Raw genomic sequence first — 12351 nt, forward strand, 5'->3', positions numbered from 1 at the left:
ACGGCGGGCGCGGTCACCGGGGCGCGGCGCGTCCGCGCCCGCTCGGCGGCCGGGGTCGGCGGCGTCGGCGCGGCGGCGGGCGCGCGGCCGCCCCTGCCGGCGTCGGGGAAGGCGGGGGCGTACTCCGGCTTGGCCCGGCCCGCCAGCGCCTCGCCGACCCGGCCCAGCAGCAGCGCCCTGGCCTGGCCCGGGTCGGTGACGCCGAGCAGGTCCACCCAGGTGATCGTGGACAGCAGCCCTTCGAGCTGGACGTCCTCCAGGCGGATGGTGACGAGCTTGTTGGAGGGGTTGTCGGGGTCGGCCCGCAGCGCCGCCTGCCACTCCATGCGGCCGTAGCGCGAGGTCAGATAGTTGCGCGAGAGCACGGCGACGACGAGCTGGGCCTCGCTGACCCCGCGGTCCATGAAGTCGATGAAGTTGGTGCCGGGGACGAAGTCCCACGCCTGGATCATCGTCCGGTAGCCCGCCGCCTCGAGCTCCCAGGCGATCCATGTCGCCCAGGCGGTGTCGGCCGGGGAGTAGCTGACGAAGATGTCGGTCGGCCTGCCGTCACGTGCCATGCCAGTCAGTATCCCCCGCGAGATCCCCGTGAGGGAGCGTAGCGAGGGAGCGCCGTCGCCTGGACTGAGGAACGCAGGGAGCGAAGCGACCGGAGTGACGAGGGAAGGCGGGGGTTTGAGCGTCTGGGCCACCCGCGAGGGAGCGCCGTCGCCTGGACTGAGGAACGCAGGGAGCGAAGCGACCGGAGTGACGAGGGAAGGCGGCGGATCTGAGCGACCGAGCCGCCCGCGCGAAGCGCGGGCCATGAGCACTGTGCGATCATCTTCTGCGTGTGGCGTCTCAGCCTGCTCGACTGGATCAGGATCGGCCTCCTGGTGCTCGGCCTGGTGTTCGTGGCGACCGGGCTGCTGCCGTGGGAGGCCGCCGCCGAGAGCCTGGACGAGATCTGGCCGCTGCTGATCTTCCTGGTGGCGGTCATCGTGCTGGCCGAGCTGACCAAGGAGGCCCAGGTCTTCGACGCCATCGCGGCGCGGATGGCGGTGCTGGGCCGCGGCAACTACGCCGCCCTGTTCCTCCTCTGTACGGCCTTCGCGTCGTTCGTCACGATCTTCCTGAACCTGGACACCACCGCCGTCCTGCTCACCCCCGTGATGCTGGCCCTCGCCCCGAAGGCCCGCATCGCCCCCCTGCCGCTGGCGATGACGACGATCTGGCTGGCCAACACCGCGAGCCTGCTGCTGCCGGTCTCCAACCTCACGAACCTCCTGGCCATGGACAAGCTCGGCCTCGACGCCCAGGAGTTCGCCGCCCGCATGTGGGCCCCGCAGATCGCCGCCATCCTGGTGACGATGGCGTTCCTATGGGCGTTCTTCTGGCGGCGGGGGGAGCGGGGCGACCTGCGCTACAGCCCGCCGGTGCTTGAGCCGGTCGGCGACCGGGCGCTGTTCGGCGCGGCGTCGGCCGGCTGCCTGCTGTTCATCGTGCTGCTGCTGCTCAAGGCGCACGTGGCCGTGGCCGCGGGCGCGGCCGCCGCGCTCGTCCTGGCGGCGTTCCTGCTGCGCGCGCGGGAGCGCCTGTCGTGGCGGCTGTTCCCGTGGCAGCTCGTGGTGTTCGTGACCGGGCTGTTCCTGGTGGTGCCGACGCTGAGCCGGCACGGTCTCGCCGACCTCATGACCTGGATGATCGGCGCCGAGGGCGACCCCTACCGCACCGCCGCCGTGGGCGCGGGCCTGTCCAACGCGATCAACAACCTGCCCGCGTACAAGGCCGTCGAGGGCGTCATCCCGGCCGCCGACCAGGACCGGCTGCTGTCGCTGCTGGTGGGCACCAACGTCGGCCCGGTGGTGACGCCGTGGGCGTCGCTGGCGACGCTGCTGTGGTTCGAGTCGTGCCGCAGGCACGAGGTGCGGGTGCCGATGCGTCGCTTCCTGCTCACCGGCGCCGGGCTGGCCGTGGTGGGCCTGGTGGCCACCGTCTGGGCGCTGTGAAGGTCAGGCCGCGGTGAGCTGGTAGGCGCCGGCGACCGCGCCGAGCGCCCAGCGCATGCGCCGCGCGTACGCCTCGGGGTGGTCGCCGGCCTCCTGCGCCACCTGGCCCGCGCACCGCGCCGGGTCGCCGCCGCACGCGCACAGCCGCTCGTCCACGGCCTCGCGGATGGCGTGAGGAGAGAGCGCGTCGGAGGGCTGCAGAGCGGTCGTGAAGAGCACCTGCGCGAGTTCGGCCGTGGTCATCATGTCGGGCTCCTCTTCCGTAAGTGCCGTCGTCCAATGAGACGCCCGACGGGAGCGGAACTCATCGGCTTGCGACACACTTCTTCCGCGTACTTGTGCACAGAACCTTGTGCACAGAACGGATCAGTGGAGCAGCGCGAGCAGCCCGGGGATGGCCTGCGGATGGGCGGCGACGAAGCTGCGCCGCTCGGCGGGCGCGTCCATGCACGCCTCGAACGGCCCGCCGTCCAACGTCCTGATGTCGATCCCGGCCTCCACGGCCAGCAGCGCGCCCGCCGGCAGGTCGACGGCCTCGGCGCGGTAGCCGACGATGCCGTCGATGTCGCCGCGCGCCAGCATCGCCCACGACAGCAGCGGCGCCCACAGCTGCAGGACCCGGCGGGCGGCCCGCTCCATCGCCAGCTTGAGCGCGCTGCCCGTGGCGTCGTCCCTGGCGACGCCGTAGCCCTGGGTCCAGGCCAGCAGCGGGCCGTGCGGGCTCGGCGCGTACGGCGGCGCGAGACGCGCCCCCGAGGAGGCCGTCGCCCCCCGCCCCCGCAGGGCCGACCACGTCTGTCCGGACACCGGGTCGTGCACCACGCCCAGCACCGGCCGCCCGTCCCTGCACAGCGCCACGCCCACCACGTACGCGGGCAGCCCGATCGCCACGTTGTTGGTGCCGTCGAGCGGGTCGACCAGCCACGTCCACTCGCCGCCCGCGGCCCCCACCAGCCCGGACTCCTCGGCGATCACCGAGTGGGACGGGAACGCCGTCAGGATGCGCTCCAGCAGCAGCTTCTCGGAGGCGAGGTCGAGATCGGTGACCACGTCGCCGGCCACGCCCTTGGCCCGGACCCCGATCGTGCCCCGCGTGCCCTCCCTGAGCAGGTCTCCCGCGGCCTCGGCGGCCTCGACGGCGACCGTGCGAGCGTGGTCCAGGTCCATCGGCTACCCCTCAGGTCAGGTGCGCGGTGACGAGGCGGACGGCGAGTGCGGTCTCGCCGGGGTCCAGGGGCTGCCTGGACACGCGGTGCGGACCGGCGTCGAGCGGCCCGAGCGACAGGTCATGGCTGCCCGGCCGGCCCCTGCCGAGCGCGACGGTGGCGGCCTCGCCGCCCTCGGGCACCACGCTGGAGTGGAAGCGGCCGGCCGGCAGCGTGTAGGTGTCGCCGGGGCCGAAGACCTCCACGAGGCCGGTGGCGTGCCGCACGGTGCGGCCGGTGGGCGAGATGCGGTCGCCCGAGGCGTCGCTGACCACCTCGAACACCCGGTGCGTGGCCTGCTCGCCGGCGTCCGTGACGTTGACGTGCACGTTGCGTATCTGCCCGTAGAGCACGTGGCTGAAAAGGTCCCAGCTGTGGCAGTGGATCTGCGAGGTGGTGCTCTCGGCGTGGGCGAGCGAGGCGGACCACAGATGGACGCAGACGCCCTCGTCGCCGTCGCGCTCCAGGGGCAGGCAGACGAAGCCCAGGGGATGGCGTACGGCGCTCAGCGGCCGTTCCAGCGCCTCCAGGGCCCATTCCCGCGCCTGTCCCGCCGTCACCCTGCGGCGTACGTCCCGGTAGCTCATGGCCCGTAGGGGTCCACGGCGCGCAGCGCCTTGCGCGCGATGTCCACCACGTCGCGGCCGTCGTACGACTTGGGCAGGGGCATGCCGATGTGCTCGAACAGCTCCTGCACCTCCTCGATGGTCGGCTCGTCGCTCAGCGGCACCTTCTTGTACTGCTCCAGCGGCACCCGCCGCGCCTGCTCGAAGCTGAGCCGCAGCTCGGTGTCGCAGTTCTCGTAGTAGAAGGTGCCGGCGAGCGCCGTCATCGCCATGTTGGGGTCCTCGACCGTCATGATCAGGCGGGTGCTCGACAGGTCCCACCTGAACGTGGTCATCGTGGCCGACAGGCCCACGGCGATGTCGAGCAGGCCGTAGCGCTGGCGGTGCCAGAAGGCGGCCAGGATGGTCGCGTACGACTCCTTCCTGACCCGGTCGGTCGTCCACGTCTCGCCGGTGGCGTCGGGCGACTCCGACAGCGAGCGGCGGTAGTGGGCGTAGGTCTCGCACACCTCGGCGTCGGCCGGGTCGAGCACCTCGACCCTGACGGTGAGGTGCCGCTTCTCCCTGCGCGCCGCCGCCACGCACAGCGGCAGCGTGACCGCCCGCAGGTAGGTGCCGGTGCCGCCCTTGAAGCTCCAGCGGGCGGTGTCCTTGCGCGCCTCGGCGTGCGACTGCGCGATCTCCTGCCGGCTGCCCAGCACGCGGACGAGCTGCAGGGCGTCGAGCGCGCGGCGGGTGCTGTGGGCGAGGCTCTCGATCTGCTCCATGCGCGCCAGGCGCACCGGCAGCTCGGCCAGCGCGCCCGAGGTGATCGTCCGCTCGACGGGGGCCTGGCGCAGCCGGTCGCGCAGCAGCGCGGTGGCCACCAGCGCGAGGATGACCAGCGTCGCGGCGTTGACGAGCTGGCGCTGGATGTCCTGGCCGTCCTTGCCGAACATCTCATTGGGCATGATGCCGAGCACGCCCACGACGACGGCCAGGATGAGGGCGATGGCGCCGTCGGCGTTGCGCGCCGCCCACGGAGCGGCCCGCTTCATCGCCCACACGAACCGTGCCATCTTCGCCCCGCCGTCCGACGATCAGTCAGTCCCCGAGGTCATGGTAACGACCGCGCAAGGAGACCACCAGAGAACGATCACCTGGCGAAAGATGCCGGGGACGTCGCCCCGGGCGGCACCCTCCGCCCGGGACGTGACCCGGCTCAGAACCAGCCGCGGTGGCGGGCCATCTGCTCCAGGCCGTGCTGCAGCGCCTGCTCCGCCGCGTGCGGCGGGCCGTCGTAGTGCACGGTGAAGCGGTTGTAGGCGTCGTGGCTGGAGGTCAGGAAGCCGCCGCGCTTGTCGGCCTCCAGGATGACGTCCATCTGCCGCGGCCCGGCGATGAAGGTCAGCTCCAGCTCGTTGAAGTGGCGCCGCCACTGCCCGCCGGCGTAGTACTCGATCTCCTGGAAGAACGGCATCGTGGAGCCGTACAGCGTGCCGCGTTCCAGGTCGGCCTTCTTGAAGTGGAAGCCCATCCGGTCGAGCGCCGCGATGACGTACTCCTGGGCCGGCAGCGGGCTGACGAACAGCGGGTCGAGGTCGCCCTTGTCGAGCGCGCCCGCGAGGGCCAGCTCCGTCTGGACGCCCAGCTTCATCCCGTGCAGCGGGTGGCCGCCGATCGCGCTGATCGGCGTCTCCCACGGGATCGCGATCTGGAACGGCTGCTGGTGCTGGGCTCCGGCGGCGAGCTGGAACGTGCCCGCGACCTGCTGGCGCAGGAAGCTGTAGCTCGTCTTGTACTCGTTGTCGCCGGACTCCACCTCGACCACGGCGGTCAGGTCGATGTAGATGCCCTCGACCTTGTAGTCGTTGTTGCCGCCGCGGAAATTGACCACGCCGTGCAGGCTCTCGCCCGGCCGCACGCCCGTGTTCGTGAGGACCGTGTCGACCTCGACGCCCGCGCCGAACGCGGCCATCAGTTTGCGGAACACCATGGGGTTCTTCTCCTGGTTACTGAGCGGAAGGGGAGTGGCCGTTCTGGCCCGAGAGGCGGGGGAGCAACTGGGCCAGGAGGAGGGTGGACAGCGCGGAGTCGCCCTGGCCCTGCTGGGTCCGTACGACCAGCGGCTGGGGGGCGTTCTCCGCCAGGCGGGCGCCGACGTCGAGCCGCCTTCTGGCCAGCTCGTACTGCAGCACGGCCCGGTTGTCGCGGTAGGACTCGGCCAGCCGGCGCAGCGCCTTGGCCTCGTTCTCGGCGGCGGTCAGCTCGGCCCTGCCGCGCGCCTCGATCTCCCACGTGACCCGCTGCGCCTCGGTCTCCTGCTCCTCCAGCATGCGCGCGACGTCCTTGCGCGCGGTGTTGTAGGCGGCCTTGACCTCGACCACGCGGGCGTCGCGGGTCTTCTTGGAGCGCTCGATCTCCATCAGCAGCGTGTCGATGCGGCGCTTGCGGGTCAGCTCCCACTCGCGCTCGTACGCCGACAGCTCCTTGGCGACCTTCTCCCTGGTGGCCAGGTGCTGCTGGTACTGGTCGGGGAGCTGGACGTCGGGGATGTTCGCGCCGGTGATGCGCACGCCGTAGCGGCCGAGCTGCCGGTTGAGCGCGTCCTGCATGTCGCCGACGTCGGAGCCGCGCAGGTCGTAGGCCCGCTCGGTGTTGACCCTGCGGCTGCGCTGGCGGATCGCGTCCTGCACGGCGCTGGACAGCACCAGGTCGAAGTTGCCCGCGCCGATCGTGCGGTGGAAGGCCACCGGGTCGACGATCCGGAACTTCAGGAAGAACTCGATCGACTTCAGCGGCACGTTCTCGGCCGTGGGGCAGGCCACGATGGGCGCCGAGTACGGGATCTCGGTGGAGGTGTCGACGACCGCGTCCACCCGGTCCCACGGCAGCCACAGGTAGTGCCGGCCCGGCGGCAGCGTGCCGGTGATGGCGCCCCAGCGGCTGCGCACGCCGGTGGTGCCCTCCTCGATCTCGATGATCGCCTTGCGCCACATCGTGACCAGCGCGAGCAGCAGGAACAGCAGCGCCAGCAGCGCGGCGGAGACCGTGAAGTCGGTCAGCGCGGCCATGCCCGCGAAGTAGAGCGCCAGGAAGATCAGCGTCATCCAGGCGAAGCCGCGCCGGTCCTTGGGGATGACGACGGGCACGAGCTGGCCCTGCTCGCCGCCCCTCAGCAGCTGGCGGATGTCGCCCCAGGAGGCGACCGACTCCTTGATCTTGGAGAACTCGCGGCTCATCGGATCTCCCCCTTGCCGGGCAGCAGGCGTTCGACGGTTCGCTCCAGGTCCTGGTCGGGCACGGGCGGCTCCTGGGCGCCGGCGACGTCGGCCGCGGCCTTCCTGAGCAGCGCCGCGATCTCGGCCTCGCGGTCGCGGACACGGGTGCCGATCTCGTCGAGGCGGGACCGGATGGCGGCCATGTCCTCGGCGGAGAAGAGCTGCGCCCCCTTGCCGCCCACGAGCTGCTGGGCGAGGGCGAGGAAGTCGATGTCGCTCTGCTCGCCGACCTGCACCACCTGGGGCAGCCGGGTGGCGACGGACTCCAGCTTGGCGAGCAGGTCCTGCTGGAAGCGGTAGTCGAGGATCTCGGGGGCCTCGGCGGCCGACAGCGCCCTGATGTCCAGTGCCTGCGCCTCCAGGAGCGCGGCGTTGGCGTTGGCCGTGGACTCGGCCTCGACCAGGCGCTGCCTGGCCTGCGCCGTGGCCTGGTGGGTCGCGCGCTCCAGCGCGGTGTCCATGCGGGCCTGGTAGCCGGCGATCTCCGCCTGGATGGCGCTCAGCGTCTCCTGGAGCCCGGCCAGCTCCTTGACCAGGTCGCCCTCGTTCTGCTCCTTGCGGAGCTGGAGCTCGTACTCGTAGGTGTACGCCTCCTTGGCGACCCTGACCATCTCGGGGGCGGCCAGGTCCATGCGGTACTCCTGGCTGGACGGCTCGGCGTGCGTGATGTTCACGTCCGTGAGCCGGACGGCCGGCAGGAACTGCTGGTTCAGGCTCTCCAGCATGCCGAGCGTGCTCTCGCCCACCAGGTCGTAGATGTCCTCGGCGCGCTGGGCGTAGATGAGGGAGCGGGTGACCTCGCTGATGGCGTTCTGCAGCTTGGACTGGAAGCCGCTGACCGAGCCGAGCACGAAGATGAACTCCGCCGGGTTCTCGATCCTGAACTGCAGGAACAGGTCCACGCTCGCCTTGACGCCCTGCTGCGTCGGCGCCTCGCGGATGGGGGCGTTGAACGGGTACTCACGGGTGGTGTTGACGATGTAGCTGACCCGCTTCCACGGGTTGAACAGCGTCACCCGGCCCGGGTCGGCGATGTGCACCAGCTTGCCGAACTTGGTGATGAGCGCCTTGCAGCCTTCGGGCACCATCACCACGCTGCGCCGCCACCACAGGAACGCGGCCGCGAGGACCAGCGTCACCCAGTAGTGCGGCCCGAAGAACAGGTCGGTGTTCGGGATGACGTTGCCGAGCGCGCCGATGAGGCCGAGCGCCACGAGGATGCCCAGGGGCACCAGGACCTTGGCGGTGCCGCTCTTGGGGATCACGACCGGCGAGATGACGTGCATGCCGTTCTCGGCGAAGCTGCGGTTGACGATCTCGCCGGCCTCGTTCAGCGAGGCGGTGCGCGCCTCGATGAGCGTGCCGACGGACGCGCCGCCGTCCCTGTCCGCCGCGAAGTCGTGCGGGTTCAGCGCGAAGCCGGGAGCTTGGCCCTGGTTGCCGCGCTGGCCTCCTGGGCCGCCCACCTGCCCGGCGAACTGGCCGGCGACCTGGCCGACCGCCCCGCGTACGTCACCCCCCTGGGCCACCGCCTGGGCTATGCCCTGACCTGCCTGGATCAGTGCCTCTCTGGGTCGTGACATCGAACCTCTCTTTTCCACTACCGGCGCGAATCCGACCGTATCGGGTGCCACTTACTATTCACTTGCAAAGGGATGTCACAGGTCTGTTGCGCCTTGTAGTAGACATGCCACCTATGTAGTAGATCTACGATTGAGGTGGGCCGGGCGCGGGGCTGAGAAGATACGCGGTGATGAGCGAGACCGTCTACAACCGCATCGCGCTGCTCCGGGCCGAGCGGAACGTGACCAGAAGACAACTGGCCGACGCCCTGGGCGTGCACTACCAGACCGTCGGCTACCTGGAGCGGGGCGAGTACAGCCCCAGCCTTCACCTGGCGCTGAGGATCGCCGGCTACTTCGAGGTGCCCGTCGAGGTCGTCTTCTCCACCACGCCCTTCCCGCGCATCGGCGAGCGGTCCGCCTGAGGTCGGATTCTGTCGGTCGCGGCACCTACAGTGGCAGCATGCGTCCGGTCACAGATTTGCAGCGGAAGGTGGCGCCGTTCGAGGTCGTCACCGAGATGACTCCCTCGGGCGACCAGCCGACGGCCATCGCCGAGCTGGAGCGCCGCGTCAAGGCCGGCGAGAAGGACAGCGTCCTGCTCGGCGCCACCGGCACCGGCAAGACCGCCACGATCGCCTGGCTGATCGAGCGGCTGCAGCGGCCCGCCCTGGTGATGCAGCCCAACAAGACGCTCGCCGCGCAGTTCGCCAACGAGCTGCGGGAGATGCTGCCCAACAACGCGGTCGAATACTTCGTCTCCTACTACGACTACTACCAGCCCGAGGCGTACGTCCCGCAGAGCGACACCTACATCGAGAAGGACTCCTCGATCAACGACGAGGTCGAGCGGCTGCGTCACTCGGCCACCAACTCGCTGCTCACCCGGCGCGACACCATCGTGGTCGCCTCGGTGTCGTGCATCTACGGCCTCGGCACCCCGCAGGAATACGTCGACCGCATGGCTCGCCTGCGCGTCGGCATGGACATCGACCGCGACCAGCTCCTGCGCCGCCTGGTCGACATGCAGTACACCCGCAACGACCTCGCCTTCACCCGCGGCACGTTCCGGGTGCGCGGCGACACCATCGAGATCATCCCGAAGTACGAAGAGCTCGCCGTCCGCATCGAGATGTTCGGCGACGAGATCGAGAAGCTGTCCACGATGCACCCGCTCACCGGCGAGGTCATCACCGAGGACGAGGAGCTCTACATCTTCCCCGCCTCCCACTACGTCGCCGGCGAGGAGCGCATGGCCGCGGCGGTCGCGGGCATCGAGGCGGAGCTGGCCGAGCGGCTGTCGGAGCTGGAGCGGCAGGGCAAGCTGCTGGAGGCGCAGCGGCTGCGGATGCGCACGACGTACGACATCGAGATGATGCGCCAGATCGGCACCTGCTCCGGCATCGAGAACTACTCGCGCCACATGGACGGCCGGGCCCCCGGCAGCGCGCCCAACACGCTGCTCGACTACTTCCCCGAGGACTTCCTGCTGGTCCTCGACGAGTCGCACCAGACCGTGCCGCAGATCGGGGCGATGTACGAAGGCGACGCCTCGCGCAAGCGCACCCTGGTCGACCACGGCTTCCGGCTGCCGTCGGCGCTGGACAACCGGCCGCTCAAGTGGGAGGAGTTCCTGGAGCGGATCGGGCAGACGGTCTACCTGTCGGCCACGCCCGGCCCCTACGAGCTGGGGCGGGCCAAGGGTGAGGTCGTCGAGCAGGTCATCCGCCCGACCGGCCTGGTCGACCCCGAGATCGTGGTCAAGCCCACCAAGGGCCAGATCGACGACCTGGTCCACGAGATCCGCGAGCGGGCCGAGCGCGACGAGCGGGTGCTCGTCACCACGCTGACCAAGAAGATGGCGGAAGACCTCACCGACTACCTCCTGGAGCTCGGCATCCGGGTCCGCTACCTCCACAGCGAGGTCGACACGCTGCGCCGCATCGAGCTGCTGCGCGAGCTGCGCACCGGCGAATACGACGTGCTCGTCGGCATCAACCTGCTGCGCGAGGGCCTCGACCTGCCCGAGGTGTCGCTGGTCGCCATCCTCGACGCCGACAAGGAGGGCTTCCTGCGCTCCGAGACGTCGCTGATCCAGACCATCGGCCGCGCCGCCCGTAACGTGTCGGGCCAGGTCCACATGTACGCCGACAAGGTCACCCCGTCCATGGAGCGGGCGATCGACGAGACCAACCGGCGCCGGGCCAAGCAGATCGCCTACAACGAGGCCAACGGCATCGACCCGCAGCCGCTGCGCAAGAAGATCGCCGACATCCTCGACTCGCTGCAGCGCGAGGACGCCGACACCGACAAGCTCCTCGGCGGAGGCGGCCGCCAGCAGTCGCGCGGCAAGGCCCCGGTGCCCGGCTTCGGCGGCCGCGCCGCCGGGCAGCACGCCAAGGCCATCGCCGGCGAGATGCCGCGGGCCCAGATGGAGTCGCTCGTCGAGTCGCTCACCGAGCAGATGCACCAGGCGGCGGCCGACCTGCAGTTCGAGGTGGCGGCGCGGCTGCGCGACGAGATCAAGGAGCTCAAGCGCGAGCTCCGCGACATGCGCGAGGCCGGCGTCAAGTAGCCCTCGCCCAGTGGCCGTGGCTCGGCCGGGCGCGGCATGGACCCGGCGCCGGTGGGCAGCGGAGCCTCCATGAACAAGACGCTCACGGGGGTCCTGGCCGGCGCCGCGCTGCTGACGGGAGCGTGCGGCGGCCAGGCCGCGCACGAAGCACAGGGGATCGAGCGGCTGGCCGCCCAGCCGCCCAGCCCGACCGGGGGCGTGCCGAGCGCCCCGGCCACCGGCCCGATGGTGTCCACTCCCGCAACGGGCTCGCCCACCGCCGGCACGCCCGGCGCCGCCGGGGCGGACGACCTGAAGCGCGCCGCCCAGGCCGCGCTCGCCGCCGCGTCCGGCGCCACGCTCGTCTCGATCGAGAGCGAGGAGAACGGCAAGCGCTGGGAGGTGCAGGTCGCCGACCGCGACGGCACCGAGCGCCGGCTGGACGTCGCCGACGGCAAGGTCGTCTCCGGCCCGAGCCTGGAGGACGACGATCCGGAGGACATGGCCGAGCTCAAGAACCTGCTGAGCGCGGTCAAGGTCGACTGGACCCAGGCCCTGGACAAGATCACCGCCACCGTCCCCGAGGGGCGCGTGACGGAGCTCAACCTGGACTCCGAACACGGCAAGCCCGTCTGGGAGGCCGACGTCATCCTCCCGAACGGGACCAAGCAGGAAGTCGCCATCGACGCGGTAACCGGCGAGGCAACCAACCGCGGCAGCGCCACCCCCGCCGTGACCGGCACCCCCACGGAGACCGGCACACCCACGACAACCGAAACACCGACCACCACCGAAACACCCACAGGCTGATCCGCATCCGCACCCGGCTCCGCATCCGCACCTGGGCCGGTAGCCGCACTCGGGTCCCGCGCCCGCACCTGGGTCCGCACTCACACAAGGGTCCGCGCCCGCATCTGGGCGCGGACCCGCACCTGCGCCTGCATTCGCACCTGCGCCCGGGTCCGCACCCGCGCCTGCACCTGCATTCGCACCTGCGCCCGGGTCCGCACCCGCGCCTGCATTCGCACCTGCGCCTGCATTCGCACCTGCGCCCGGGTCCGCGCCCGCGCCTGCATTCGCACCTGCGCCTGCATTCGCACCTGCGCCCGGGTCCGCACCCGCGCCTGCATTCGCACCTGCGCCTGGGTCCGTACCCGCGCCTTGGCCTGCGCCCGCGCCTACCCGCCTCCCTCCGCCCTCTGGCCTGCATGGCCGG

12 protein-coding genes are annotated in these 12351 nt (G+C 71.1%); 4 read left to right on the top strand and 8 right to left on the bottom strand.

The window, feature by feature from the left end:
* Window positions 1-560: toll/interleukin-1 receptor domain-containing protein (locus tag ABD292_RS04045; protein WP_344205309.1), on the bottom strand; the 560-nt coding region annotated here is incomplete at its 3' end.
* Window positions 561-830: 270 nt separating this feature from the next.
* Between ABD292_RS04045 and ABD292_RS04050 the strand changes: the two genes are divergently transcribed.
* Window positions 831-1988, top strand: coding sequence for an ArsB/NhaD family transporter (locus ABD292_RS04050; protein WP_344205311.1), 1158 nt, complete (start codon window positions 831-833; stop codon window positions 1986-1988).
* Window positions 1989-1991: 3 nt separating this feature from the next.
* Here the strand turns inward: ABD292_RS04050 and ABD292_RS04055 are convergent, their stop codons facing one another.
* The 7 genes from ABD292_RS04055 to ABD292_RS04085 form a co-directional block, all read right to left on the bottom strand.
* A complete protein-coding gene (locus ABD292_RS04055) occupies window positions 1992-2234 on the bottom strand; it encodes a hypothetical protein (RefSeq protein ID WP_344205312.1) in 243 nt (80 codons plus the stop codon).
* 120 nt (window positions 2235-2354) lie between these two features.
* The gene (locus ABD292_RS04060; RefSeq protein WP_344205313.1) at window positions 2355-3155 is read right to left on the bottom strand and encodes an inositol monophosphatase family protein; all 801 of its coding nucleotides are present in this window, start codon (window positions 3153-3155) and stop codon (window positions 2355-2357) included.
* Between the two features lie 10 nt (window positions 3156-3165).
* The gene (locus tag ABD292_RS04065; protein WP_344205314.1) at window positions 3166-3780 is read right to left on the bottom strand and encodes a hypothetical protein; all 615 of its coding nucleotides are present in this window, start codon (window positions 3778-3780) and stop codon (window positions 3166-3168) included.
* On the bottom strand, window positions 3777-4817 hold the full coding sequence (locus ABD292_RS04070) for a hypothetical protein (protein ID WP_344205315.1): 1041 nt from the start codon (window positions 4815-4817) through the stop codon (window positions 3777-3779). The genes ABD292_RS04065 and ABD292_RS04070 overlap by 4 nt, the downstream gene beginning before the upstream one ends.
* A gap of 143 nt (window positions 4818-4960) precedes the next feature.
* Window positions 4961-5734: a sporulation protein gene (locus ABD292_RS04075; protein ID WP_344205317.1), complete on the bottom strand. Its 774-nt coding sequence runs from the start codon at window positions 5732-5734 to the stop codon at window positions 4961-4963.
* 16 nt (window positions 5735-5750) lie between these two features.
* On the bottom strand, window positions 5751-6980 hold the full coding sequence (locus ABD292_RS04080; RefSeq protein ID WP_344205319.1) for an SPFH domain-containing protein: 1230 nt from the start codon (window positions 6978-6980) through the stop codon (window positions 5751-5753).
* Entirely contained in the window at window positions 6977-8602 is a 1626-nt protein-coding gene (locus ABD292_RS04085) for an SPFH domain-containing protein (RefSeq protein ID WP_344205321.1), read from the bottom strand. Before ABD292_RS04085 ends, ABD292_RS04080 begins: the two co-directional genes overlap by 4 nt.
* Before the next feature lie 170 nt (window positions 8603-8772).
* Here ABD292_RS04085 and ABD292_RS04090 point away from each other — a divergent pair, with 170 nt between their 5' ends.
* The 3 genes from ABD292_RS04090 to ABD292_RS04100 all read left to right on the top strand — a co-directional run bounded on the left by ABD292_RS04090 (window position 8773) and on the right by ABD292_RS04100 (window position 11945).
* A complete protein-coding gene (locus ABD292_RS04090; protein WP_344205323.1) occupies window positions 8773-9006 on the top strand; it encodes a helix-turn-helix transcriptional regulator in 234 nt (77 codons plus the stop codon).
* 38 nt (window positions 9007-9044) lie between these two features.
* Window positions 9045-11156 carry an excinuclease ABC subunit UvrB gene (gene uvrB / locus ABD292_RS04095; RefSeq protein ID WP_344205324.1) on the top strand — a complete coding sequence of 704 codons (2112 nt, stop codon included), beginning with the start codon at window positions 9045-9047 and terminating at the stop codon, window positions 11154-11156.
* Between the two features lie 69 nt (window positions 11157-11225).
* On the top strand, window positions 11226-11945 hold the full coding sequence (locus ABD292_RS04100) for a PepSY domain-containing protein (protein ID WP_344205325.1): 720 nt from the start codon (window positions 11226-11228) through the stop codon (window positions 11943-11945).
* The last annotated feature ends 406 nt before the right edge of the window (window positions 11946-12351 follow it).

The organism is Nonomuraea bangladeshensis (assembly GCF_039529455.1).
In the GTDB taxonomy this organism is placed as follows: Bacteria; Actinomycetota; Actinomycetes; order Streptosporangiales; family Streptosporangiaceae; genus Nonomuraea; species Nonomuraea bangladeshensis.